The 24879-nt window shown below is 70.0% G+C and carries 24 protein-coding genes; 12 read left to right on the forward strand and 12 right to left on the reverse strand.

What is annotated here, in order from left to right:
• Window positions 1-43 precede the first annotated feature (43 nt).
• The 6 genes from MPPM_RS09070 to MPPM_RS09095 all read right to left on the reverse strand — a co-directional run bounded on the left by MPPM_RS09070 (window position 44) and on the right by MPPM_RS09095 (window position 8431).
• Window positions 44-1072 carry a YcjF family protein gene (locus MPPM_RS09070; RefSeq protein WP_096484775.1) on the reverse strand — a complete coding sequence of 343 codons (1029 nt, stop codon included), beginning with the start codon at window positions 1070-1072 and terminating at the stop codon, window positions 44-46.
• Window positions 1069-2517, reverse strand: coding sequence for a YcjX family GTP-binding protein (locus tag MPPM_RS09075; protein ID WP_096484776.1), 1449 nt, complete (start codon window positions 2515-2517; stop codon window positions 1069-1071). The genes MPPM_RS09070 and MPPM_RS09075 overlap by 4 nt, the downstream gene beginning before the upstream one ends.
• Before the next feature lie 104 nt (window positions 2518-2621).
• The gene (gene parT / locus MPPM_RS09080; protein WP_096484777.1) at window positions 2622-3119 is read right to left on the reverse strand and encodes a type II toxin-antitoxin system Prs ADP-ribosylating toxin ParT; all 498 of its coding nucleotides are present in this window, start codon (window positions 3117-3119) and stop codon (window positions 2622-2624) included.
• On the reverse strand, window positions 3116-3643 hold the full coding sequence (gene parS, locus MPPM_RS09085; RefSeq protein ID WP_244573525.1) for a type II toxin-antitoxin system Prs ADP-ribosylating antitoxin ParS: 528 nt from the start codon (window positions 3641-3643) through the stop codon (window positions 3116-3118). The genes parT and parS overlap by 4 nt, the downstream gene beginning before the upstream one ends.
• A 37-nt stretch (window positions 3644-3680) precedes the next feature.
• On the reverse strand, window positions 3681-7049 hold the full coding sequence (locus MPPM_RS09090; RefSeq protein WP_096484779.1) for a PAS domain-containing protein: 3369 nt from the start codon (window positions 7047-7049) through the stop codon (window positions 3681-3683).
• Window positions 7046-8431, reverse strand: a complete 1386-nt coding sequence (locus MPPM_RS09095; protein ID WP_096484780.1) for an O-antigen ligase family protein — start codon at window positions 8429-8431, stop codon at window positions 7046-7048. Before MPPM_RS09095 ends, MPPM_RS09090 begins: the two co-directional genes overlap by 4 nt.
• A 522-nt stretch (window positions 8432-8953) precedes the next feature.
• Between MPPM_RS09095 and MPPM_RS09100 the strand changes: the two genes are divergently transcribed.
• Window positions 8954-9205 (forward strand): hypothetical protein, encoded by a 252-nt coding sequence (locus MPPM_RS09100; RefSeq protein ID WP_096484781.1) that lies wholly within the window; start codon window positions 8954-8956, stop codon window positions 9203-9205.
• A 418-nt stretch (window positions 9206-9623) separates the two neighbouring features.
• Here the strand turns inward: MPPM_RS09100 and MPPM_RS09105 are convergent, their stop codons facing one another.
• Together MPPM_RS09105 and MPPM_RS09110 are read right to left on the reverse strand one after the other, a co-directional pair.
• Window positions 9624-10613: a CobW family GTP-binding protein gene (locus MPPM_RS09105; protein WP_096484782.1), complete on the reverse strand. Its 990-nt coding sequence runs from the start codon at window positions 10611-10613 to the stop codon at window positions 9624-9626.
• Window positions 10614-10714: 101 nt separating this feature from the next.
• Window positions 10715-11284: a TetR/AcrR family transcriptional regulator gene (locus tag MPPM_RS09110; protein WP_096484783.1), complete on the reverse strand. Its 570-nt coding sequence runs from the start codon at window positions 11282-11284 to the stop codon at window positions 10715-10717.
• A 210-nt stretch (window positions 11285-11494) separates the two neighbouring features.
• Here MPPM_RS09110 and MPPM_RS09115 point away from each other — a divergent pair, with 210 nt between their 5' ends.
• The 7 genes from MPPM_RS09115 to MPPM_RS09145 all read left to right on the forward strand — a co-directional run bounded on the left by MPPM_RS09115 (window position 11495) and on the right by MPPM_RS09145 (window position 16263).
• Window positions 11495-12427 carry a quinoprotein relay system zinc metallohydrolase 2 gene (locus MPPM_RS09115; protein ID WP_096484784.1) on the forward strand — a complete coding sequence of 311 codons (933 nt, stop codon included), beginning with the start codon at window positions 11495-11497 and terminating at the stop codon, window positions 12425-12427.
• 40 nt (window positions 12428-12467) lie between these two features.
• Window positions 12468-13283: a quinoprotein dehydrogenase-associated SoxYZ-like carrier gene (locus tag MPPM_RS09120; RefSeq protein WP_096484785.1), complete on the forward strand. Its 816-nt coding sequence runs from the start codon at window positions 12468-12470 to the stop codon at window positions 13281-13283.
• A gap of 17 nt (window positions 13284-13300) precedes the next feature.
• Complete coding sequence (locus MPPM_RS09125) at window positions 13301-13888, forward strand: rhodanese-like domain-containing protein (protein ID WP_096487793.1); 588 nt, start codon at window positions 13301-13303, stop codon at window positions 13886-13888.
• Between the two features lie 51 nt (window positions 13889-13939).
• Window positions 13940-14347: a thioredoxin family protein gene (locus tag MPPM_RS09130; RefSeq protein ID WP_096484786.1), complete on the forward strand. Its 408-nt coding sequence runs from the start codon at window positions 13940-13942 to the stop codon at window positions 14345-14347.
• A gap of 409 nt (window positions 14348-14756) precedes the next feature.
• Window positions 14757-15581, forward strand: coding sequence for a 3-methyl-2-oxobutanoate hydroxymethyltransferase (gene panB, locus MPPM_RS09135; RefSeq protein ID WP_096484787.1), 825 nt, complete (start codon window positions 14757-14759; stop codon window positions 15579-15581).
• Window positions 15582-15745: 164 nt separating this feature from the next.
• Window positions 15746-15913: a 50S ribosomal protein L33 gene (rpmG, locus tag MPPM_RS09140; protein WP_003602581.1), complete on the forward strand. Its 168-nt coding sequence runs from the start codon at window positions 15746-15748 to the stop codon at window positions 15911-15913.
• 167 nt (window positions 15914-16080) lie between these two features.
• Window positions 16081-16263, forward strand: coding sequence for a hypothetical protein (locus tag MPPM_RS09145; protein WP_096484788.1), 183 nt, complete (start codon window positions 16081-16083; stop codon window positions 16261-16263).
• Between the two features lie 53 nt (window positions 16264-16316).
• On the opposite strand, the gene MPPM_RS09150 is transcribed toward MPPM_RS09145, so the two are convergent.
• Window positions 16317-16838 carry a glycosyltransferase family protein gene (locus MPPM_RS09150; RefSeq protein ID WP_096487794.1) on the reverse strand — a complete coding sequence of 174 codons (522 nt, stop codon included), beginning with the start codon at window positions 16836-16838 and terminating at the stop codon, window positions 16317-16319.
• A 185-nt stretch (window positions 16839-17023) separates the two neighbouring features.
• Between MPPM_RS09150 and MPPM_RS09155 the strand changes: the two genes are divergently transcribed.
• Window positions 17024-18148, forward strand: a complete 1125-nt coding sequence (locus MPPM_RS09155; RefSeq protein ID WP_173807899.1) for a PA0069 family radical SAM protein — start codon at window positions 17024-17026, stop codon at window positions 18146-18148.
• 73 nt (window positions 18149-18221) lie between these two features.
• Here the strand turns inward: MPPM_RS09155 and rnhB are convergent, their stop codons facing one another.
• From rnhB to MPPM_RS09170, 3 genes are read right to left on the reverse strand one after another with little or no spacing between them, the layout of a single operon-like run.
• Window positions 18222-18872, reverse strand: a complete 651-nt coding sequence (gene rnhB, locus MPPM_RS09160) for a ribonuclease HII (protein WP_096484790.1) — start codon at window positions 18870-18872, stop codon at window positions 18222-18224.
• Window positions 18873-18904: 32 nt separating this feature from the next.
• A complete protein-coding gene (locus tag MPPM_RS09165) occupies window positions 18905-20035 on the reverse strand; it encodes a glycosyltransferase family 4 protein (protein ID WP_096484791.1) in 1131 nt (376 codons plus the stop codon).
• Window positions 20036-20066: 31 nt separating this feature from the next.
• The gene (locus tag MPPM_RS09170; protein ID WP_096484792.1) at window positions 20067-20879 is read right to left on the reverse strand and encodes a UDP-2,3-diacylglucosamine diphosphatase; all 813 of its coding nucleotides are present in this window, start codon (window positions 20877-20879) and stop codon (window positions 20067-20069) included.
• A 638-nt stretch (window positions 20880-21517) separates the two neighbouring features.
• Between MPPM_RS09170 and MPPM_RS09175 the strand changes: the two genes are divergently transcribed.
• From MPPM_RS09175 to MPPM_RS09185, 3 genes are all read left to right on the forward strand, one after another.
• Window positions 21518-22726, forward strand: a complete 1209-nt coding sequence (locus tag MPPM_RS09175) for an aminotransferase class V-fold PLP-dependent enzyme (protein ID WP_096484793.1) — start codon at window positions 21518-21520, stop codon at window positions 22724-22726.
• Between the two features lie 160 nt (window positions 22727-22886).
• Entirely contained in the window at window positions 22887-23831 is a 945-nt protein-coding gene (locus MPPM_RS09180) for a D-2-hydroxyacid dehydrogenase (RefSeq protein ID WP_096484794.1), read from the forward strand.
• A gap of 147 nt (window positions 23832-23978) precedes the next feature.
• Entirely contained in the window at window positions 23979-24845 is an 867-nt protein-coding gene (locus MPPM_RS09185) for an NADP-dependent methylenetetrahydromethanopterin/methylenetetrahydrofolate dehydrogenase (protein ID WP_096484795.1), read from the forward strand.
• The last annotated feature ends 34 nt before the right edge of the window (window positions 24846-24879 follow it).

The raw sequence follows: 24879 nt of genomic DNA on the forward strand, positions 1-24879 counted from the left end.
TTCGGGCGCTGCGCCGGAAGCCGCGTGGCCTCGCGATGACGGGCTATTCCTTGTCGTCGCCGCTTCGAAAAAGCTGGCCGGCCACGTCGTTGACCGTGGGCGGCATGGCCCGGACGAAGGGAAGGGGCCGGCAGACGGCGAGCGCCGCGAGGCCGAAGCGCGCGGTCATCAGGCCGTTGAGCACACCCTCGCCGAGCTTGGCCGAAACGCGGGCCGCGAGCCCGAGGCCGAGTACCTGATGCAGCATGCCCTCGCCCACCGCCATGCCGCCGGTGACGGTGAGATGGGCGAGCGCCGCCCGGGCGAGCCGGAGGAAGCCGAGCAGGCCGGGCCGTCCGCCGTAGATCGCCGCGATCCGGCGCAGCAGCCGGGCGGCGGAAAACACCACGAAGGCGACGTCGACGATCGCCCGCGGACTCAAGGCCGTCACCGCCGAGACCTGGCTCGCGGCCTGGGCGATCGCCGCCTTGGCCTGCCGGTCGAGGGGCGCCAGCAGCTCGCCCTCGGCCAGCGCCAGCCGGTCATCCACGTCGAGGATCGCGTCGCCCACCGCGTCGAGCCGGCGGAGGCCGCCGGCCAGTGCCGGCCGGTCGGCATAGAAGCCCCGCAACTCCTGCACCACGCCCTGCGCCGCGGTGTGGTCGCGGGTCGAGAGCGCCGTCAGCGCCCGCTCGCGCAAAGCCTCGATCTTGCGCTCGCGCCAGACCCCCAGCGCCTCGCGGGCAACGATGGCCGCGAGCGCGATCACGGCGATGAGCAGCAGCGCCAGAGCGACCCAGCCGAGCCAAGGCGCGGTGGCGAACAGGTCGGTGATCAGCCGCTCCACCGAGAGGCCGATCGCGATGGTGACGAGACCGCCGAGCGCGCTGAACAGGATCGACAGCCACGGCGCCCGGCGCTTGGGGGCCACGGGCACCGCCACGCCGTCGGCGGCGTCCACGATCTCGTAGGGTTCATCGACGAAGCGCACCTCCGGCCGCGGCGGGGACGGAGCCTCGGCGGTGGCGGCCTCCGGCGCGGGGGCGTCGGCGGAGGGGATGCGGAAGGCGCGCGGGCGCTGCGGGTTGGTCACGTCAGCCGATCCCCGATCAGGAACTGCATGGCCCGGTCGAGCCGGATCTGCGGCAGGTGGCCCGGCCGCCCGAGCGCGTCGGGCTTGACCGGCGGCGGGCGGAAGCGCGGGAAGCGGAAGGAGCCGGGCGGGATCGCCCCGTCGAGCACCGCCTGCGGGTCGGCGGGCAGCTCTCCGGGAAACACCGCGGCCTCGGATAGGCCGTCGAAGGTCTCGTCGCCGACATGCTCGCCCGCCTCCGGCGTGCCGGAGACGGCGCGCAGGACCTCGCCGCCATCATGCACCGTGGTCTCGCGGGTGGCGCGCACGGAGGCGAGCGCCACGGTGCCGACCCGCGCGCCGGCGGCCTCGGTGCGGCGCATCGCCCGCGACACGAGCAGGCGCAGCAGCGCGTCGAGCCGGTCGTGGCTCGACTGGTGGAGATGGTCGGCCTTGGTCGCGGCGAACATGATCCGCTCGGCCCGCGGCGCGAAGAAGCGCGAGAGCAGGCTGTTGCGCCCGATCCGGAAGGCGAGCAGCACCGCGTCGAGCGCTTCCTCCAGCTCGGCGAGCGCCGCCGGGCCGGAATCGACCGCCGAGAGCACGTCCACCAGCACGATCTGCCGATCGACCCGCTGGAAGTGCTCGCGGAAGAACGGCTCCACCACCTTGCTCTTGTAGGCTTCGAACCGCCGTTCCATCAGCGCGCCGAGGCTGCCGGGCACCTGTGTCTCCTCGAGGCGGTCGAGGGGCGCGAAGGTCAGCATCGGCGAGCCGGCGAGATCGCCGGGCATCAGGAAGCGCCCCGGCGGCGTCGTGGCTACCGATTCCGCGCCGGCGCGGAGCGCGGCGAGGTAGGCCTTGAAGGCGTTGGCAGCGCGCTCGGCCAGCACCTCGTCGAGGGGGGCGGCCGGGTCGAGTTCCCGCATCAGCGCGAGCCACGGCGCGGCGATCTCGGCGCGGCCGGTCCGGCGGGTGCCGGCGATGGTCGCGCGCGACCACGCCACGTAGCTCTGATCGACGAGCGCCAGATCGAGCAGCCACTCGCCGGGATAGTCCACCACGTCGAGCATCAGCGTCGCCGGGCCCGAGCGCCAGCCGCCCGAGCGCTCGTACTCGATCTCCAGGCGGAACTGGCTGATCCGGTCGGTCGAGCCCGGCCAGCGCCGGGCCTCGGTGAGCGCCGAAAAATTCTCCTCGAAGGGAAAGCGCGGCACGTCGTCGTCGGGCTGGGGCACGAGGCGAGCCCGGCGCAGACGCCCGGCCTGGGCCGGCTCGAAGGCGGGCAGGGCGTGGCCCTCGACGAGGTGGTGGATCAGCGCGGTGGTGAACACCGTCTTGCCCGAGCGGGCCAAACCGGTGACGCCGAGGCGCAGCGTCGGCTGGATCAGCAGGTCGCTGGAGGCTTCCGCGAAGGCCTTGATCGCGGAGCCCGCTTGCGCGGCGTAGTCGAAGAGGGGCGGCAAGGCGGGCTCTGGCGGCGGGCTTCTCGGGGAAGCGGGACGGCTGTCAGGTGGCGCGGGGAGGCGGCGATCTCAAGACGCGTCCGGTGCGGGCGGAGCGATGCCCCTCACGCGAATGGAAGCCGGTCGCGGTCGAGGCGCGGGTCGTACAACCACTTGCGGACCTTTCGGGCCGCGATCCTGGCAGCATCGGGATGAGTGGGATTGATGAGGGCGTTGTGCTCCTCCGGCACGATGACGGAGGGGACCAGCAGGAGAGCCGACCGGTTGCCGTTCGCCCAGTCCGTGCCGAAGGTCAGGCTAACGAGGCCCGCCGGCTCGGCATCCCATCCCACGGGCAGCCTGTCCGGCGTCGCGACCTCGGCCGCCGCCCAGACGTCATCCGGCACCGCGATCTCGACGAGATATCGATTCAATGGCAGGCCGCCGGCATTGAGGTGGACGAAGGTTTCGAGGCAGGCGAGGGCGCGGTTGCCCGCCGCGTAGACCACGGCGACCCCGACGGCATTCCACCGGCCACCGGAGAGCTTGGCCCCAGTCCCCGACAGGTCGTCAGCGGTGTAGGTCCTGGCATCGGTGCCGATCCGCCAGAGGGATTGGCTCACGCATAGGCTCCGCTCTGGATCTGCGCCAGCGCGCGCGAAACCAGAGCCTGTCCTTCCATTGTGTCGAGGAGGTCGAGCGGTTTGCCGCCGCCCAGGGCCGGCAGGGGCTCGCGCAGCCAGCGCGACAGCCATGCCGGCGCATCGAAATCCTTTCCCTCTCCGGCTTCCTCGATCATCGCTTCGAGCTGTCCGACGAGCTTCGCCAGCCCGACGACCCGCTCACTGTCCTCGGCCGAGAGGACCTCGTTCCGTGCCGCCTTCTTATTGACCGTGGCCGTTTTCAGATTGAGGGCATCGAACATCACCTGCTGGTCGAGGCGCAGCGCGGTGATGAAGCCCTTGACCGACTTGGCCGGAACGCCGGCCTTGATGACCTCGATGCGGTCGAAGGGCGAGGCGCGGTAGAGGTCGAGATAGGCAAAGGGACGGGAAGCAGAACGGAGGCCAACGGCCTGCGGCTTCCTGCGCTTGAACGGGAGATCTGCTCTCGTATCCGACATTGCTGCTCCTTCGAGCAACAACATAGCTCGTTCGAGCAAAGCCGCAAGGAGCCGGCCGGCCTTACGCAGCCCTCAGCGCCCGGATCGTCCCGAGCGTGTCCAGGCGCAGCGTCACGAGGCGCTGGATCAGGGCCGGAAGGTCGCCGCCGTCGCGGCAGGCCGCCTCGATCTCACGGCACAGGTCGGACAGGGCGACGAAGCCGAGAGCGCCGGCCGCGGCGACCATCGCATGGGCGTCGTAGGCGAGCTGCTCCCGGTCGAAATCGGTCCGGTTCGGCTCGGCGCCCTCGGGAAGGAAGCGCAGTTCGAGATCCAGTTCGAGCAGGGAGAGGAGCGACAGCACGCGCTCGCGGCCCATCGTGTCCTGCACGGCGGCGAAGGCGGCGCGGTCGAGCACCGGCCCGCCGCGGGTCTCGGCCCGAACGACGGGCTCGGGACGAAACCCGCGCTTCCCGTCATCGTGCCGAGGAGGCTCGGCCGGCGCGGCGCCCGCGCGTTCCCGCTCCGCGCCGACGGCCCGCCAGCGCTCGATCACGGCGCTGAGCTGGGCGCGCTTGAAGGGTTTGCCGACATGGTCGTCCATGCCCGCCGCGATCAGTTCCTGCACCTGCCCGTCGAGGACGTTGGCCGTCATCGCCACGATCGGCAGGCCGGCGGCGGGGCCCGCCATGGCGCGGATCCGCCGCGTGGCCGTGAGGCCGTCCATCCCCGGCATCTGCACGTCCATCAGCACGACGGCGTAAGGGTCGGCGCCGGCCTGCGGGCCGTAGGCGGCCTCGATCGCTGCGAGCGCCGCGTGCCCGTCGCCCGCCACATCGACGCGGTAGCCCTCCGCCTCCAGCACGGCGCGGGCCAGCGTCTGGTTGATCGCCACGTCCTCCACGAGCAGGAGGCGGGCCGCCGGCGCGGCCTCCCGGCGGCGCGGGGCGGCGGCGGCCTCGGCGGCGGGCGGGGTGGCGCCGCGGGGGAGGGCGAGGCTGAACCAGAAGGTCGAGCCGATGCCCTCCCGGCTCTCGACCCCGATATCGCCCCCCATCATGGTGACGAGGCGGTGGCAGATCGCGAGGCCGAGGCCCGACCCGCCGAAGCGCCGGCTGATCGATCCGTCGACCTGACTGAACGGCTTGAACAGCCGGTGCCGCTGCGAGGGCGCGATGCCGATGCCGGTGTCGCGGATCTCGAAGCGCAGGGCTTCCGCGGGGCCGCCGTCGGGGCCGGAGACGGAACCCTCGTAGCGGACGGTGAGGGTGACGGAGCCGGCCGGCGTGAACTTGACCGCGTTGTTGAGCAGGTTGAACAGCACCTGCCGCAGGCGGTTCGCGTCGCCGATCACGCTCCCGGGCAGGTCGGGATCGATCCGCGCCTCGACGGTGAGCGCGCTCTTCAGGGCGCTGCCGCGCACGATCGCGACGGTGTCCTCGATCAGCTTGCCGAGGGCGAAGGGAATCGGGTCGAGTTCGAGCTGGCCGGCCTCGATCTTCGAGACGTCGAGGACGTCGTTGACGACGGTGAGAAGCGCCTCGCCCGAGACGCGGATCAATTCCAGGCGGCGCCGATCCTCCGGCTCGCGGTCGGGCCGATCGAGGAGCAGGTCGGCATAACCGAGGATGCCGTTGAGCGGCGTGCGGATCTCGTGGCTCATGGCCGCGAGGAACTCGCTCTTGGCCGCGCTCGCCCGCTCGGCCTCCACGGTGGCGGCACGGGCCTCGGCAGTGGCCGCCCGCAGGGCCGCCTCGGCCGCCTTGCGCTCGGTGATGTCGAGATGCAGCCCGAGCATCCGGTAGGGGCGGCCGTCCCCGTCGTAGAGGGTGCGGCCTGAAGTATAGAGCCAGCGCCCGCCCACCCGGTACTCCGCCGTGAAGCGGGTCTGGGTATCGACGGCGTGGTGGATCCGGTTCCAGGCCTCGACGACGTCGTCGGGATGGATGGTCGCGGTCCATTCCGTCGGCGACAGGGCGCGCGGCTCGCCGGTTTCCGGCAGGCCGTAGAGGCGCACGCTCTCCGGCGACAGCACGGTGATGCCGGTGCGCAGGTTCCAGTCGAAGGTCCCGGCCTCCGCTCCCTCCAGGGCGATGCCGAGCAGGCGGCTCGTATCCTCCACGGCGAGCCGCGCGGAAACGATCTCGTCGATGTCGAGCGCGGTGCCGATCCACTCCGTTACCTCGGCCGGGTCGGCGGCGTTGCGGATCGGCGTGAGCGAAAGCTTGTGCCAGCGGTAGGATCCGTCGCGTGCCCTGAGGCGCCACTGGCCGTCGTAACCCTCGCCGCTGGCCTGCGCCGCCTGCCACGCCGCCTCCATGGCCGCAGCGTCGTCGGGATGGTTGCGGGCGAGCCGCTGCAGCCGCGAGACGCCGATCGGCCCGTAGTAATCCTCGAAGCGCGTGTTGACGTAGGTCGACTCGCCGCTGGCCGGATCGATGGTCCAGACCAGCAGCGGCAGCGCGTCGGCGAGGCTGCGGTAGCGCATCTCGCTGCGCCGCATCTCCGCCTGGATCCGCAGCCGGTCGGTCACGTCCATGAGGATGCCGAACAGCCCGATCGTCCGGCCCGCCTCGTCGGTCTTGCAGGTGCCCCGCACCATCACGTCGCGGATCGTCCCGTCCGGTCGCGCGAACCGCGCCTCGAACTCGAAATCGCGGCTGCCCGCGATCGCCGCGGCGATCACGGCCTCGACCCGCCCGCGATCGGCGGGATGGCACAATTCGGCGAGGCCGGGATGCCGGGCCACCGGCGCCGCCGGGTCGAGGCCGGCGATGCGCAGGAGGCTCTCTGAGTAGATCGGGTGGCCGTTGATGAAGTTGATGCGCCAATGGCCGACCTGGGCGATCTGCTCGGCCATGGTCAGGAGGGAGTTGGCGCTCGCCCGCCGCTCAATCTCCGCGCCCTGGGCCCGGATGGTGCTCTCGTGGATCTGGCGCAGCGCCCGCTCGCTGGCGAAGGCGAGGTTGTCGCGCCGCAGCCGCATCTGCGCCGCCACGATCTCGGCAAGGTCGCGCAGGGCCGCCTCGTCGTCCGGCGTGAAATCACGCGGCTGCGGATCGATCAGGCAGAGGGACCCGAGCCGCACGCCCGGCCGCAGGGTCAGCGGCGCGCCGGCATAGAACACGACGTGGGGCGGGCCGGTGACGATCCCGAGCCCGGAGAAGCGCGGGTCGCGGCGGGCATCGGGGACGACGAGCAGCGCGTCCCGCTCGATCGTCCGGTTGCAGAAGGAGTCCTTGCGCGGCGTCTGCGCCGGCATGGTGCCCGCGCAGGCCTTCAGCCACTGCCGCTCGGCATCGACCAGGGAGATGTAGGCCGCCGCGACGCCGAACAGGCGTTGCGCCGTCCGGCACACGGCATCGAACTGCGCCTCCGGATCGCTGTCCAGGATGCGCAGCGCGTGCAGGGCTGCGAGGCGCTCGGCCTCGCTCGCCGATCCGGTGGTCACGGCCCCACCTTCCCGAAAGCCTCGTGTCCGCCCCCGAGCATATCCTCTCGCGCCCCGCTCGTCCCGGCTCGCGATGCAATGTCCGGATGTCCTGCGATGCGTCGCGCGCGGGGAAGGGTCAAGCTCGGGCGCAGACGGGCTGCCTCCAAGGCCCAGACCATGCCGAGCATCATGTAGACGTGGCGCCACTTCTCCACGTCGATCTGCAGCGCCTGGAGGAAGAACATCAGCAGCGCCGGAAATACGATCTGGGCGTAGGCCCGGTAGGGCGAGGGGCGCAGCATCAGCCGGAAGCCGACGAAGCAAGTTGCTGCCACCAGGGCGATGAAGGTGGCGCCGGCGAGCCAGCCGCCATTGGCGAAGCTGCCGATGTAGGAATTGTGCGGCTCCAGGTTGAAGATCTGGCGCCAGCGCAGGGGGCCCAGGCCGAGCGGCTCCTCCAGCATCATCCCCATGCCGCGGATCTGGTTGCCGAAGCGGCCGGTCTCGCCCTCGTCGTAATCCTGCGTGACCGCGGCGCGGGTCTGGAAGGTCTGGGCGACGCTGTCGATCGACAGCAGCCCCGCGAGCGCGACCGCGCCGAAGCCGACGGTGACGAGACCGAGCGTGACGATCCGCCGACGCAGGGCGCGCGAGCGGCTCGTGGCGTAGAGCGCTCCGATCATCACCGCGACCGCGATCACCGTGCCGCCCCAGGAGCCGCGGGAGAAGGACAGGAAGATGCCCGCCATCACGACGACGAGGCTAGCCAGGGACAGGAGCGGCCACCGGGTCGAGCCCGAGAGGAGGCCGTGGATCAGGTAGAGGGCGCCGAGCGTCAGGAAGGAGCCGAACACGTTCGGATCCTGGAAAGTGCCCGAGGCCCGGCCGTACTTGTAGAACAGGTCCTCGATGCCGAGGAGCTGCAGGTAGCCGACGATGCCGAGGGCCGCCGAGAGCACGCAGCTCGCCGTATAGGCCTTGAGCGCGACCTCGATGCGCGCCCGCGTGTCGTCGGCATAGAGCATCGCGAAGAAGATGCAGGTCACCGTGAGGTAGGCGAGCTGCACCGTCCACGTCACCGAGAGCGGCTCGTTGAGGTAGGGCACCAGCGCGATGCCGATCGCCGCGAGGTAGACGAGGAGCAGGAGCACGAGGGGCATCGCCCCCCGGTGCAGGCGGATGCCGAGGGCCAGCCACAGCACGATCGTCGGGATCGCCACGAGGTCGTAGGGCGAGGCGTCCGAGAAGGCGAAGCAGGCAAAGAAGATGAACGCGGCGTGGAGGCCGGTCGCCAGCCCCTGGACCGCGCGGAGGGCGGGAACGCGGCCCCAGGCGCCCGCGGCCCATCGCGGCGGCGCGGCGGCCGTCGCGCCTGTCAGCGCGGCTGTCGTGAAGGACATCGGCGAACTCGAACTCTCGCAGGGCGCCGCGCACGCCACCCGCCCGAGCCGCGCGATGCGGCACCCGGCAGGATTGCGGTCCCCTCAACCTGGGTGATCGAACCACCGAAAGGTTGCGTTTTAACCAACGGCCCGGAGGCCAGAGCGCGCTCCTGCCACTTCAGGATGCGAAAGGTGGTTTGGAGCGGACTCGAAGTCGGTGACTCGGGAGGGCCGCGGTCCGGCACGTCTCACGTCCGGCATCTACCCAATCCGGTCGCTTGCTCCGCCGAGCGGATTCCGCACCGCCCTCAGACGCTCGCACCGTCCGGGGAGGCGCTCCGGCATCACTGCCGGACCGATGCCGGCAGATGCGGGGCTGGAGCCTCGACAAGAGATCGGAAAAACGGGGGCGAGCCCAACTTGGTCTAGCGCGTGCGCCATGGCACGTCGCTACGGGAGGTGCGTTCCCATATTCAATTCATCGAAGACGAAGTGAGTTCGCAGCGTCGGATTTATCAAGAGAAAGAACTGGAGAAACGCATGAAGACCCGTATCGCTTCCGTCGTTGCCGCCCTTGTTCTCGGTGTCGCTCCCGTCACGTCTGCTCTGGCCTACAGCGAATTCCATGCACGTCCGATGCCGCTGACGTCCGGCTGGAATGCGCCCCTCGGCGCCCATGACAGCCCGTTCTACGCGTCCTGCCCGGCGAGCTCGGCTGCGGAGGGCAACGCCAATCAGCAGAACTTCCCGGTCAAGCAGTACGGCCAGACCGCCGGCGGTTACCGCTGCTAAGGCTCCGCGTCCGGTCCGGTCGGACAACGGTTCTCTCGACGCTGTGGTTGAAGGGCCGCTCTCCGCCGGATCGGTTTCCGTCGGCGGAGAGCGCCCTGATCGGACGGGCTCCTGACGGGGCGGATTGGAGGATTTTCGGCGGATGCGGATCATGAAAGCGTTTTCTTACGGGATGATCGGCATGTGCGCGATCGGGCTGGCGACCGCCGCGATCGGCTCAGCGGCCCTGCTGCTCAACCCCTGAGGCTGTCCGGCTCCCGATACGGCGTCCGCTCGATCGAAGGGGAGGCCGTGTCGGGCGCCCCGCTCAGGCTCGACGCAATCGCCATCGCTGAACGTCCGGCCGATCCCTCGGCAACGGAAACGGGCCGCCCGCGAGGGCGGCCCGTTTCCGTGCGTACGAGGGAGATGCGATCCCTCACGCCTTGCAGGCGTAGAAGCCTTCGCGGATCGCGTCCGGATCGAGGTTGCGGCCGATGAACACGACGCGGGAGACGCGCGGCTCGTCGGCGCCCCATTCCCCCTGAACGTCGCCGTCGAGGATCATGTGCACGCCCTGGAAGACGAAGCGCTTCGGCTCGTCGGGGAAGGCGACGATGCCCTTGCAGCGCAGGATGTCCGGTCCCTGAACCTGGGTCAGGTTCGAGATCCAGGGCATGAACTTCTCCGGATCGACCGGGCCGTCGATCCGGGCCGAGACCGACTGCATCTGCTCGTCGTGGTGATGGTGGTGGCCTTCCTCCAGGAAGTCGGGCTCGACGTCGAGGATGCGCGAGAGGTCGAAGGCGTTGCGGTCGAGCACCTGATCGAGCGGGATCGCGCAGCGCTCGGTGCGGTGGACCTTGGCCCAGGGGTTAATCGCGCGGATCTGGCCTTCGACCCGGTCGAGGTCACCGGCGGAGACGAGATCGGCCTTGTTGAGCAGGATCACGTCGGCGAACGCGATCTGGTTCTTGGCCTCGGGCGCGTCGGCGAGCCGGTCGGTGAGCCACTTGGCGTCGGCCACCGTCACCACCGCGTCGAGCCGGGCGGCCTCACCGACATCCTGATCAACGAAGAAGGTCTGGGCGACCGGGGCGGGGTCGGCCAGCCCGGTGGTCTCGACGATGATCGCGTCGAACTTGCCGCGGCGCTTCACCAGCCCGTCCATGATGCGGATCAGATCGCCGCGCACGGTGCAGCAGACGCAGCCGTTGTTCATCTCGAACACTTCCTCGTCGGCGCCGACCACGAGGTCGTTGTCGATGCCGATCTCGCCGAACTCGTTGACGATCACGGCGTAGCGCTTGCCGTGCTGTTCGGTGAGGATGCGGTTGAGCAGCGTCGTCTTGCCGGCCCCGAGATAGCCGGTGAGCACGGTGACCGGGATTTTCGGGGACGCGGCGGCGAGGGGGGAGGCGTCGGACATGCGGGATCCTGGGACCTGTGCGGTAGGACGGTGATGCCTGTCATATTGTATCATCCGTCGGCCGTGGAAGGCCGTCGTGACGCAACCCGGATCCGCCAGCGTCAGGCGGTGGGCCGCAACCCCTCGCTCAAGGCCGCCAGCGTCCGGACGAAGCCCTCCGGTCCGGCGAGGAAGCGTTCCAGCAGCAGCGCCCCCTCCAGCGTCGCCAGGATCATCCGGGCATGGGCCTGCGGGTCGAGGCCGGCGCGGACGCTGCCGTCGATCTGACCCTCCTCGATCACGCCGGCAAGCCAGGCGATGTGCTTGTCGAAGAAGGCGGTGATGGCGCGGCGCAGTGCCTCGGGCAAGGTCTCCAGCTCGACGGCGAGCGCGGCGCAGAGGCAGCCGAGCCCCCTCTCGACCCCGCCGAGATAGAGCCGGCCATAGGCCTCGATCCGGGCGACGCCGTCGCTGGTCGCACCCGAGATGTCGTCGAGGGCCGCATCGTAACGCGCGTCGTAGGCTTCGATCAGCGCCTTCGCGAGCGCTTCCTTGGTGCGGAAGTGGTGGTGGATGCTGGCCTTGCGGATGCCGACCGCCTCGGCGAGGTCGGCATAGCTGAAGCCGGAATAGCCCCGGCCGCGTACCAAGATCTCGGCCTCGCCGAGGAGCGACGCGCGCGTGTCTCTCATCGTCCGTCCACCGTCGAGGTCCGTCCCATCCGGCCGATCACGTGATCGCGACGAGCCCCGCCCTTGCGGGATCGTGGCACTTGACGGCCGAAAAATCTACCTACTAGATGGTTTGCACTATATCGATAAAAGCGCCGGGAGGAAGCGGCCGATGGCGGTACGGTCGTGCCAGGGTCTCGAACCGGGTGGAGGCGCCCGTTGAGCCGCCTTGTGACCGCCTCCATGACGCGCCGCGCAGCCCTGTTCGGCGGCCTGTGCCTGTGCTGTCTGCCGCGGCCCGGCTTCGCGGCCGACGCGCTGTCGATGGACGAGGTCGCGCCGGGCGTCTTCATCCGCCGGGGCCCGGACGCTGAGGCGACGCCTCAGAACGCCGACGGCATCGCCAATATCGGCTTCATCGTCGGGCGCGACGGGGTACTCGTCACCGAATCCGGCGGCAGCCTCGCCGACGGGCAGTGGCTGCGCCGCGAGATCGCCCGGCGCACCGACAAGCCGATCCGCTACGTGATGCTCACCCACGTGCATCCCGACCACGTCTTCGGCGCCGCCGCTTTCCGCGGCGACAGCCCGACCTTCGTCGGCCATGCCGCCCTGCGCGGCGCGCTCGATGCCCGCGGTGAATTCTACCGCCAGCGCCTCGCCGAGATCCTCGGCGCGGACAAGGCGGGCGAGGTCGTCTACCCGACGATGGAAGTGAAGGACGGCGCGGAGATCGACCTCGGCGACCGCACCCTGCGGCTCACCGCCCACGGCAGCGCACACACGACGTGCGACCTGTCGATGCTCGACACCGGCAGCGGGCTGCTGTTTCCCGCCGACCTTCTGTTCGTCGGCCGCATCCCCTCGCTCGACGGCAGCCTGCTCGGCTGGTTCAAGGAGATCGAGCGGCTGAAGGCGGTCGGCGCCACCGACGCCGTGCCCGGCCACGGCCCGACGCGAGTGGCCCTCGCGCCGACGATGGCCGACCTCGCGCGTTATCTCTCGGCGCTGCGCGACGAGACCCGCAAGGCGGTGGCCGGCGGCGTGCCGATCGATACCGCGGTGCGGACTGTGGCGCAGGGCGAGAAGGACAACTGGGCCCTGTTCGACACCTATAACGGCCGCAACGTCACCCAGGCCTACCAAGAACTCGAGTGGGAATGACCGCCGCACGCTTCGGGGGACTTCCGGGAAGGAGACGACCATGAAACGCCTGATGCTCGCCCTCAGTCTGACGCTCTCGGCCCTCGCGCTCGCGCCCGCTCCGGTCCGGGCCGGCGCCACCGATACCGACGAGGAGCGCGCCGCCCGCTGGTCCGAGATCAAGACTTCGATCTTCGGCGACCGGAAGGTCGAGGCCAGCGAGAGCGCCGTGACCATCGACGCCCCCGCCCGTGCCCTCGACGCCGCCCTGGTGCCGATCGGCCTGACGCTCGCCGACAAGGACAGCGTGAAGGGCCTCTACTTCGTCATCGACGACAATCCCTCGCCCTACGCGGCGCACTTCACCTTCGGCCCGGCCGCCGACCCGGGCGAGATCAAGCTGCGGGTGCGGGTGAACAACTACACCAACGTTCACGCCGTGGTGGAGACCAAGGACGGGCGGCTTCTCGAGTCCGCCAAGTTCGTGAAGGCCTCGGGCGGCTGCTCGGCGCCGATGGGCATGAGCGACGAGGAGGCGATGAAGGGCATGGGCGAGATGCGCCTGAAGTTCGCCGGCGAGCCTCAGGCCGGCAAGCCGGTCGAGGCGACGCTGATGATCCGGCACCCGAATTTCTCGGGCATGCAGATGAACCAGATCACCCGCGACTATACCCCCGCCCGCTACATCGAGAAGCTCGACGTGACCTCGGGCGACAAGCTGGTGTTCCACCTCGACGGCGACATCTCGATCGCCTCGAACCCGGTGATCAACTTCGCGATGCGGCCCGACATCCAGGGCCCGATCAAGGTCGTGGCCTCCGACAATCAGGGCGGACGCTGGGAGCACAGCTTCCCGCTTCCCTCCGCGAGCAACTGATGCCGAGGGACCGGACCATGCGGGCGATCGCCAGGGCTACCGCCCTCACGGCACTGGGTCTGCTGCTCGGCGCGGCCGGACCGGCCGATTCGCCGGTCAACGTTCCCGAGCCGGACGGCCTCTATACCGGGCCGCCGCGGGGCTACACGCCGGCGACCCTGAAGGGCGCCACGGTCATCGACCGGGAGGGGCTCGAAAAGCTGCTGCCGGACAAGCCCGTCCTCATCGACGTGGTGCTCGCCGACCATCGCCCGGCGGGACTGCCGGCCGACCGGCCGTGGCTGCCGACGCACCGCTCGATTCCCGGCGCGGTCTGGATGCCGGGTGCGGGCGCTGCACCCCTCGCCCCCGAGAAGGAGGAGGCCTTCCTCCGGCGGGTCGCCGAGCTGACCGGCGGCGACAGGGCCAAGCCAATCGTGACCTTCTGCCGGCCGGAATGCTGGGGGAGCTGGAATGCCGGCAAGCGGCTGGTCGCGGCCGGCTACAGCCGCGTCCACTGGTTCCCCCTCGGCGTCGAGGGCTGGCAGGACGACCACGACACCGCCGTCGTCAAGCCCGACCGGGTCTGGGCCGAATCGGGCGAAGGGCGCGCGGCCGAGCGCTGAAGGGACCTGCGGCGTGCCGCGAGGGAGCCAGGAGAGGGCGAGGATGAAGCGATGACGACCCGCCGCCACGGTCTCTTCCTCGCGGTCGCGCTCCTGTCCGCGCTCCTGTCCGGCGGCCTGCCGAAGGCCGGGTCCGCGGCCGAACCCGTCGCCTTCGACGCCAAGGCGTTCGAGGCGGCGCAGGACGAGGGGCGGCCGATCCTCGTGCAGATCTCGGCGCCCTGGTGTCCGATCTGCCGGACACAGAAGCCGATCGTGGCAGCCCTCTCGGCCGAGCCGCGCTTCAAGGCGCTCGCCGTCTTCACGCTCGACTTCGACACGCAGCGCGACCTCGTCCGCCGCTTCGGCGCGCAGATGCAGAGCACGCTCATCCTCTACAAGGGCCGGACCGAGATCGCCCGCTCGGTCGGCGAGACCCAGCCCGAATGGATCGAGCAACTCCTCGAAAAGGCGTTTTGACACATTGTTGCCATCATGCGGCCAAGCCGCCTCGCGCGTCTAAAATTCGAGCAATCTCAAGCCTCTGAACATCAGGCTGCGCCATTGACACCGGCCGAGATGTGGCGGAAAAACGGCGGGCCCGGAGGCGGCCCGAAGTCTAGGGAGGAAATGCCCGGAAATGGGCAGACAGGGCGACCGAAGCACCTTTCACGTCGATCCTCGGCCACCGTTCCCGGTGGTCGCCGCGTGAGGGGCCGGAACGCCGGCGCAGGAGAAGGCAGGCCCCTCCGGGTAACACTTCTCTTCCGATCCCCTGGAACCGGCCCATATGCCCCCTGCGGGGCGGCGCGAACGGGCTTATAGAGGCGTTCCGCACGCCGTGCCCGGCCGGGCGCCGCGGGAAAGCCAGCCTTCCGGATCACGAGACATGTCGCAGGTCGTTCAAACCCGTCGTCTCCAGGCGGTCGATCTGATCAAGCGCAAGGCCGAGGGGCGCAAGATCATCGCGCTGACCGCCTACCACGCCCACACCGCCCGCATCGTCGACGCCTATTGCGACTTCGTGCTGGTGGGTGATTCCCTCGGCATGGTCATGCACGGGATGGAATCGACCCTGCCGGTGACCCTGGAGATGATGATTCTCCAGGCCCAGGCCGTGATGCGCGGTACCTCGCGCGCGCTCGTGGTGGTCGACATGCCGTTCGGCTCCTACGAGGCGAGCCGCGAACAGGCCTTCCTCAATGCCGCCCGCGTCCTGAAGGAGACGGGGGCCGGGGCGGTCAAGCTGGAGGGCGGCGCGCGCTTCGCCGAGACGGTCGCCTTCCTGACGGAGCGGGGCGTGCCGGTGATGGGCCATATCGGCCTCACCCCCCAATCGGTGAACACGATGGGCGGCTTCAAGGTGCAGGGGCACGGCGCCGGCGACGAGGATCGCCTCCGGGCCGATGCCCGCGCGATCAGCGATGCGGGCGCCTTCTCCATCGTCATGGAGGGCATCGTCGAGCCGGTGGCGCGGGCCATTGCCACCGATCCCGCGATCCGCGCGGCGACCATCGGCATCGGCGCGACCGCCGCCTGCGACGGGCAGATCCTCGTGCTCGAGGACATGCTGGGCCTGAGCGACCGGGTGCCGAGATTCGTCAAGAGCTTCGGCTCGCTGCGCGCCCATATCGAGGAGGCCGTGCGTGCCTACGCCGACGAGGTGCAGGCGGGTCGCTTCCCGGCCGACGGGCACACCTACCCGCCGCGGTGAGGGCGCCGGCTTGCCTCGCGGCCCGTCCGCGGCTTGACGAAGCGCGCCCCATCGGGCATTGACCGCGCCGGAATTCGGCCGGGGCTTCCCGGCCTTTTGCGTTTCGCCCGCGCTGGCGCGCCACCAGCGAATCGCCCCTCGACCCGCTTTAGGAGCGCCCAGCCATGGCCAAGGCCGTTACCGTCAAGATCCGCCTCGTCTCGACCGCCGATACGGGCTACTTCTACGTCACGAAGAAGAACTCCCGCACGCAGACCGAGAAGATGGTCATGAAGAAGTATGACCCGGTCGCGCGCAAGCACGTCGAGTTCAAGGAAGCCAAGATCAAGTAAGCCTTCCGCTTCATCCTCTTATGGATGTGTCGAGGCCGCTCCGGCGACGGGGCGGCCTTTCGCGTTTGGGCCCAACAGCGGCAGGCTCGCCGACTCGCGCGATTTTGTCGGCTTGGCGATGCGCCGACACCATCCCTGCGCAAGCGAGATCGTGTAGAGCGAGAGGTATGAACGCCTCTGCCACGCATCTTGTTCCCGCCGGCATCGCGCTGACGATCGCTTCCGCCGCCATGGCCCTCGAGCGCGCCGGATACGCGCATTCGGCCGAGATGACCGTGGGCGCGGCACTCGCGGCCGCGGCGGTGATGGTGCTGATGCGCGCCGCGCCCCCGTGGTTCCGGGTCGGCTGATTGCCGAGAGCATCGTCTTTTTCCAAAAGGCCCGCGGCCGTCGTCCGGTGCCCTCAGCTGCGGTCGAGCCGGACCGACAGCATCCGCACCTTGAGCCGGGGCGAGAACGGCAGGCCGGCCAGCAGCCGCTCCCGCCGCACCACGTCGCCCGGTCGCGGGCTGCGCACGCCCACGACGCTCTCGCCCCGCGCGGCGATCCGGGCTGGCAGGGCGGTGTGCGGGCGACGCATCCGGCCGAGCGCCATGTCCGGACGGGCGGTCCCGACGAAGCGATCGAGGCTGCGGATCCATCCCTCCGCCGGGATGTCGCCCGGCTCCAGGCACAGCAGCCACTCGCGCCGCGCGGCTCGCGCACCCGCGCTCCACGGATTGGCGCCCATCGGTCGCACCACCAGCGTGGCGCCGCTGCCCTCGGCCATCGTCTCCAGGGCGGAGCAGGAATCCGCCGTCACGATCACCGCATCGCCGACGAGTCCGGCCGCCACGCCGGCGACGAGTGCGCTCAGCGTGTCGGCGAGGCACTCGATCGCGACCGGGTCGGAGGATCGTGCCACGTGGATGAGGCCGGAGATCATGCCGCGCGAATAACCGATTTTGTGCCCGCGCAAAGCCTTCGTTGCGCGGCCGTTCCCGCGGACGGCCCGGAATGACGGTGAAAGCCAGTCCTTGCATGAAACTTGTGCATTCCCGCTTCCCATGTTCCTGATATGTTCTTAAAAAGACGAGCGGTAGGACGATCGGGAAACGGTGGGCGTCGGGGGTGGGTGACGGACGAAAGCCGCTGGACGGCAAGCCGGATGGCTCCCGGCATGACGCGGCCCGGGTCGCGCCCGAAGCGCGGCGCGGGCGCGGCGCAACCACCAATCCGGACGGGCGCTTCGAGGCGACCCGGCGCGAGACCTTCGACGACGGCTGGCCGGAGGAGGCGGAACGCCCGCGGCGCACCGATGTGATGCCCGAGCGCGCCCGCCACATCATCACCCGCAACGCCTCGCCGGACATCTCGTTCGACCGCTCGATCAACCCGTATCGCGGCTGCGAGCACGGCTGCATCTACTGCTTCGCCCGGCCGAACCACGGCTATGTCGGCCTCTCGCCCGGGCTCGATTTCGAGACGCGGCTGTTCTCGAAACCCGACGCGGCCGCTCTTCTGGAGCGCGAATTGTCGGCCCCCGGCTACCGGCCGCGGACCATCGCGCTTGGCACCGCGACCGATCCCTACCAGCCGATCGAGCGCAGCCACGGCATCACCCGCGCCGTGCTGGAGGTGCTGGCCCGCTTCCGCCACCCGGTCGGCATCGTCACCAAGTCGAACCTGATCCTGCGCGACCGCGACCTCCTCGCGGCGATGGCGGCGCAGGGGCTCGTGAAGGTGGCGATCTCGGTCACCACCCTCGACCCGGATCTGGCCCGCCGCATGGAGCCGCGCGCGCCGCATCCGCGCAAGCGCTTGGAGGCGATCCGCGCCCTGAGCGAGGCGGGCGTGCCGGTGATGGTGCTGACCGCCCCCGTCATCCCCTCGCTCAACGACCACGAGATCGAGGCGATCCTGGAAGCGGCCCGGACGGCGGGGGCGCGGGAGGCCGGCTACGTGCTGCTGCGCCTGCCGCACGAACTCGACGACCTCGTCGGCGACTGGTTCAGCGAGCATTATCCGGGACGCAAGGCGCACGTCTTCTCGCTGCTGAGCGGGGCCCGCGGCGGCAAGACCTACGACGCCGCCTTCGGCACCCGCATGATCGGCCAGGGCCCCTATGCCGATCTGATCCGCCGCCGCTTCGCCCTGGCCAAGCGGCGGCTCGGCTTTCCGGAGGAGCCGGTCCGCCAGACGACGGAGCTGTTTCGCGTGCCGCCGCGCGCGGGGGACCAGCTCGCCCTGTTCTGACGGCTCCTCGGCCGACGGGAATCCCGCCTGCCGACGGGGGCTCGACGGCGTGCGGCCGGTTCAAGCGGGGGCGTCACCCGGTCGAGACGACACCCGCGGCCGCGAAGCGTCCCGTAAAACTCACCCGGTGGTGCGGGCTGCGCCCTCGCGCCGTCAACCCGGCGAGGTGGGCGGCGGTGCCGTAGCCGGCATTGCGGTCCCAGGCATAGTCCGGATGGCGCGGGGCGAGGCGCCGCATGATCGCGTCGCGAAGGGTCTTGGCGACGATGGAGGCGGCGGCGATCTGCGGCACGAGGCGGTCGCCGCCGATCACGGCGCGGCAGGGCTGGGTCAGGCCGGGGATCGCGTCGCGCCCGTCCACCAGCACGGTCGCGTCGAGTCCGAGGCCCGCCACCGCCCGGCGCATGGCGTCGAGAGTCGCGGCCCGCACGTTCACCCGATCCACCAGCGCCCGCGAGCCCGCCGCGAGCGAGACCCGCGCATGCGCCCGGATCAGCGGCGTCAGGGCTTCGCGCGTGGCGCGGTCGAGGCGCTTGCTGTCGTCGAGCCGGGCCAGGATTTCGGGGGGAAAGGCGAGGGGGTCGAACCAGACCGCCGCCACCATCACCGGCCCACACAGGGCGCCGCGCCCGACCTCGTCGCAGCCGATGACCGCCGGGTAGCGTGCGGCGAGGGCCGGATCGAACGGGCGCGGGGCTTTTTCGGATTTCGAGCGGGGCGGCATGGCGCCGATCCTCGCATCCCCGCGGCCGTCGGTCATCCCGGCGGGGGCGAGAACGGCGCGGACGAGCCCGGCCGTGGCGGAAATGGATCAGCCGGGCGGGGCAGCGCGCCGCTGCTCGCCCGGTGCGGGGAGCGCGGGGTCGGACCCAGCGCGTGCGCGGTCTCGATGTTGTCGTAGAATTGCCGCGCGCTCTCGGCCCAGGTGTAGCGCAGGGCCTCCGCCCGGCAGCGCTCGCGCGGAATCGTGAGCGCCGCGAGGGCGGCCCTGCGCAGGTCGGTGTCGAGGGCACCCGCGCCGGTGCCGCCGATGACGTCGAGGGGCCCGGTGACGGGGAACGCTGCCACCGGCAGGCCCGAGGCCAGGGCTTCGAGCAGCACGATGCCGAAGGTGTCGGTGAGGCTCGGGAACAGGAAGACGTCGGCGCTGGCATAGACCCGCGCCAGCGCCTCGCCGGTGAGCGCGCCGAGGAAATGCGCCTCGGGCGCCAGCGCCTGGAGCCGGGCCCGGTCCGGCCCGTCGCCGACCACCACCTTGGAGCCCGGCAGGTCGAGGGCGAGGAAGGCGGCGAGATTCTTCTCCACCGCCAGCCGCCCGACCGAGAGGAAGATCGGGCGGGGCAGGTCGGGAAAGAGCTGTGCCCTGGCGTCCTCGCCGCGGGGGCGGAACAGGTCGGTGTCGACGCCCCGGGTCCAGCGCATCAGGCGGGTGAAGCCGCGTCCCGCCAATTCCCGTTCGAGGGAGGGCGTGCTCACCATCGTACCGCTCGCCGCCGCGTGGAAGCGGCGCAGCCACGCGTAGCTCCAGGCCTCGGGCACGGGGGCGCGGGCGGCGAGGTATTCGGGAAAGCGGGTGTGGTAGCTCGTGGTGAAGGGCTGGTTCAGCGACAGGCAGGCGGCGCGCACCGCGTGGCCGATCGGCCCCTCGGTCGCGATGTGGACATGGCTCGGCGCGAGCCGCTTCCAGCGCGCGAGCACCCGCCCGCGGGTCACGAGGGAAAGCCGGATCTCGGAATAGCCCGGCATCGGCAGGGAGGCGAAGTCGGCCGGCGTCAGCATCAGCGGCTCGACGCCGAGGCCGGCGGCGGCCTCGGCCATGCGCTCCACGGAGCGCACCACGCCGTTGACCTGCGGGTGCCACGCATCGGTGGCGAGCAGCAGCCTCATTCCGGCCTCTTGGGGGATGTCATCGCTCGGCTCAGGCGACGGCGCGGCGGATCTCGGGCTCGAACGTCTCCGCGGCGCGGCGCTCGCGCAGCATGGTGGGGTAGTGCAGCACCTCCATCCGGCCGTCGTAATGCTCGACGATGCCGGTGCAGGATTCCACCCAGTCGCCGGTATTGAGGTAGGTCAGCCCCTCGACCTCGCGGTGGGCCGCGTGGTGGATGTGGCCGCAGATCACCCCGTCCGCGCCCTGGCGCCGGGCCTCGCTCGCCAGGAAGGTCTCGAACTGGCCGATGAAGTTGACCGCGTTCTTCACCTTGAGCTTGGCCCAGGCCGAGAGCGACCAGTAGGCGAGCCCGAGGCGGCGGCGCACCCGGTTGACCACCGTGTTGACGGTGAGCGCCGTGGTGTAGGCCCAGTCGCCGAGATGCGCGAGCCATTTGGAGTGGCGCACCACCATGTCGAACTGATCACCGTGGATGACGAGGTAGCGCTTGCCGTCGGCCGCGACATGGACCCGGCTGTCGGCGATCTCGATGCCGCCGAAGGTCGTGCCGATATAGTTGCGCAGGAACTCGTCGTGGTTGCCGGGCACGTAGACGACATGCGCGCCCTTGCGCACCTTGCGCAGCAGTTTCTGCACCACGTCGTTGTGCGCCTGCGGCCAGTACCAGCCGGAGCGGAGCTGCCAACCGTCGACGATGTCGCCGACGAGGTAGATCGTGTCGGCATCGACGTCGCGCAGGAAGTCGAGCAGCAGGGCCGCCTGGCAGCCCTTGGTGCCGAGATGCAGATCGGACAGAAACAGCGTCCGAACGCGGATGGTCGATTCCGGATCTTGGGACACGGGCGCCTCCGGCTTCTCACAACCGCATCGCGACGGAGGAGAGCCAAATCGCATTCCGATCTCAGTTTGATGACGGCCGTGCGCCTCGTCGTGTGGCGGTGCGGCCGCCGAGTTGCCCGTCTGCCACGCCGGACCCGGCCGGCCGCAGACCCGGTCCGCGGGCCGTGCATGCGAAAATCTTTTTGTTTTTCAGTTCAGTTTTTTCCGTTTTCCATTCCCAGGCGGGGGAGGCATAACGGCGGCCAAGGTCATCCGCCGCGCGTGCTTCGATGCGCGCGGCAAAACGCCCCCCGAGCGGTGTGGGAATGGCCGGGACGGATGGGAGCGCTGGACAATCAGCAGGAGCGCGCTTGAATGCGGCGCTGGGCTGACGCAACGAGGGTTCGGTCCTCTGGAGGCGACCGGCGTGGCTGCACGCGCCGCGACGCGGGCGGCATGACGGCCGCTTCGCCGCTCCGGGACGGTCAACGATCCGACATGGCAGGGATAGGGCCCCGGCCCGCGCGAGGCCTTTTCGTGCGCGGTGCGGGGAGGCCGTACGACGTTTCGCGGCGGGCTTGTGCCCGCCACCAGGATCGGACGGGATCGCGGCCTTAACGGCTGGTCCGTCCAGAACGATGTAATTGGAGGAAACTTTCATGGCGGCAACGAGACGTCCGGGACGCAACCACCTGTTCGTTCCTGGCCCGACCAACATCCCGGACCGGGTGATGCGCGCCATGATGGTGCAGTCCGAGGATCATCGCTCGGTCGACTTCCCCGCGCTGACCAAGCCGCTGTTCGAGGACACCAAGAAGGTGTTCGGCTCGACCGAGGGCACGATCTTCCTGTTCCCGGCCTCCGGCACCGGCATCTGGGAATCGGCGCTGACCAACACGCTCGCCCGCGGCGACAAGGTGCTGACCTCGCGCTACGGCCAGTTCAGCCACCTCTGGATCGACATGGCCCAGCGCCTCGGCCTCGACGTGATCGTCCAGGAGGAGGAGTGGGGCACCGGCGCCAAGCCCGAGAAGATCGAGGAGGCCCTGCGCGCCGACAAAAACCATGAGATCAAGGCGGTCATGGTGGTCCACAACGAGACCGCGACCGGCGTGACCTCGAATATCGGTGCCGTGCGCAAGGCGATCGACGCCGCCGGCCACCCGGCCATGCTGTTCGTCGACGGCGTGTCCTCGATCGGCTCGCTGCCGTTCTACGCCGACGAGTGGAAGGTCGACTGCGCCATCGCCGGTTCCCAGAAGGGCCTGATGCTGCCCGCCGGCCTCGGCGTGATCTGCGTCAGCCAGAAGGCGCTCAAGGCCGCCGAGGGCTCGTCCGGCCGCAACGACCGGCTCGCCCGCGTCTACTTCGATTGGGAAGACCACAAGAAGCAGAACCCGGCCGGCTACTTCCCCTACACCCCGCCGCTGCCGCTGCTCTACGGCCTGCGCGAGGCGCTCGCCTGCCTGTTCGAGGAAGGCCTGGAGAACGTCTATCACCGCCACGCCGTGCTCGGCGAGGCGACCCGCCAGGCCGTCGCGGCCTGGGGCTTGAAGACCTGCGCCAAGTCGCCGGAGTGGAACTCCGACACCGTCACCGCCATCCTGGCGCCCGAGGGTGTGGACGCGGCCAAGATCATCAAGCACGCCTATGTGCGCTACAACCTCGCGCTCGGCGCCGGCCTGTCTCAGGTCGCGGGCAAGGTGTTCCGCATCGGCCATGTCGGTGACCTGAACGAGCTGTCCCTGCTCGGCGCCATCGCCGGTGCCGAGATGTCGCTCCTCGACAACGGCGTAAAGGTGACTCCGGGCTCGGGCGTGGCCGCGGCCTCCAGCTACCTGCGTGAGAACCCCCTCTCGAAGTCCTGATTTTGGTGAGCGGCGCCGGTTCCAACGGCGCCGCTTCCGCTCAATATAAGAACGGCGCCCCCTGCCACGGCCGGCTGGCCGTGGCAGGGGAAACGCGTCGAAGCAGGTGAGGAAACGGGGCCGGCGTTACGCCCGCCGGTCGATCCGGAAGGGGTCCAGAATGACAAAGAAAGTCGTCTTCCTCGATCGCGAGTCGCTCGACGCGACGGTGCGCGAATTCAACTTCCCGCACGAGTACAAGGAATACGAGTCGACCTGGACGCCGGAAGAGATCGTGGAGCGCCTTCAGGGCGCCGAGATCGCGATCATCAACAAGGTGCCGATGCGCGCCGACACGCTGAAGCAGCTTCCCGACCTGAAGCTGATCGCGGTGGCCGCCACGGGCACGGACGTCGTCGACAAGGCCGCGGCCAAGACCCAGGGCATCACGACCGTCAACATCCGCAACTACGCCTTCAACACCGTGCCCGAGCACGTGGTCGGCCTGATGTTCGCCCTGCGCCGGGCGATCGTGCCCTACGCCAACTCGGTGCGCCGGGGCGATTGGAACAAGTCGAAGCAGTTCTGCTACTTCGACTATCCGATCTACGACATCGCCGGCTCGACGCTCGGCATCATCGGCTACGGCGCGCTCGGCAAGTCGATCGCCAAGCGGGCCGAGGCGCTGGGCATGAAGGTGCTGGCCTACGACGTGTTCCCGCAGGACGGCCTCGTCGATCTCGAGACGATCCTGACCCAGTCCGACGTCATCACGCTGCACGTGCCGCTCACCCCCGACACCAAGAACATGATCGGGGCCGAGCAGCTCAAGAAGATGAAGAAGTCGGCGATCCTCATCAACACGGCCCGCGGCGGGCTCGTGGACGAGGCGGCCCTTCTCCAGGCGCTCAAGGACGGCACCATCGGCGGCGCCGGCTTCGACGTGGTGGCCCAGGAGCCCCCGAAGGACGGCAACATCCTGTGCGAGGCCGACCTGCCGAACCTGATCGTCACCCCCCACGTGGCCTGGGCGAGCAAGGAGGCGATGCAGATCCTCGCCGACCAGCTCGTGGACAACGTCGAGGCCTTCGTCGCGGGCAAGCCGCAGAACGTCGTCGAAGCGTAAGGCGCGCCGGCCTCGGAACGGGGCCGCGTCACGAAAAGAATCTAAGGGGCGAGGACGACCGGGGCTGCACGGCCCTGGGCTCATCCTCCATGCAGAGGCGCCGCGTGATCCGTCACCGCGGTCCATGACCAACCGGCCAGAGGAACCATGTCCAAGAAGCTGCTCTTCCAGTTCGACACCGATCCCACGCCGAGCGTGTTCGACGTCGTCGTCGGCTACGACGGCGGTGCCGACCACATCACCGGCTACGGCAACGTCACGCCCGAGAACGTCGGCGCCTATGTCGACGGCACGATCTACACCCGCGGCGGCAAGGAGAAGCAGTCGACGGCGATCTTCGTCGGCGGCGGCGACATGGCGGCCGGCGAGCGGGTGTTCGCGGCGGTGAAGAAGCGCTTCTTCGGCCCGTTCCGCGTCTCCTGCATGCTGGATTCGAACGGCTCCAACACCACCGCCGCGGCGGGCGTGGCACTCGTCGTCAAGGCGGCGGGCGGCTCGGTCAAGGGCAAGAAGGCCGTGGTGCTCGCGGGCACCGGCCCGGTCGGCATGCGCTCGGCGGCGCTGCTCGCCGGCGAGGGCGCCGAGGTCGTGCTGTGCGGGCGCAAGCTCGACAAGGCGCAGGCCGCGGCCGATTCCGTGAACAAGCGCTTCAAGGTGAACGTCACCGCCGCCGAGACCCCGGACGACGCCTCGCGCTCGGAGGTGATCAAGGGCGCCCACCTCATCTTCACCGCTGGCGCGATCGGCCTCGAACTGCTGCCGCAGGCGGCTTGGCAGAACGAGTCCTCGGTCGAGATCGTGGCCGATTACAACGCCCAGCCGCCGCTCGGCATCGGCGGGATCGATGCGACCGACAAGGGCAAGGAGTACGGCGGAAAGCGCGCCTTCGGTGCGCTCGGCATCGGCGGCCTGAAGCTCAAGCTGCACCGCGCCTGCATCGCCAAGCTGTTCGAGTCGAGCGAAGGCGTCTTCGACGCCGAGGAGATCTACAAGCTGGCCAAGGAAATGGCCTGACGGCTCACGGCCCTAAAGGGTCACAGCTCAAGGG

This window comes from Methylorubrum populi (genome assembly GCF_002355515.1).
Lineage (GTDB): Bacteria > Pseudomonadota > Alphaproteobacteria > Rhizobiales > Beijerinckiaceae > Methylobacterium > Methylobacterium populi_A.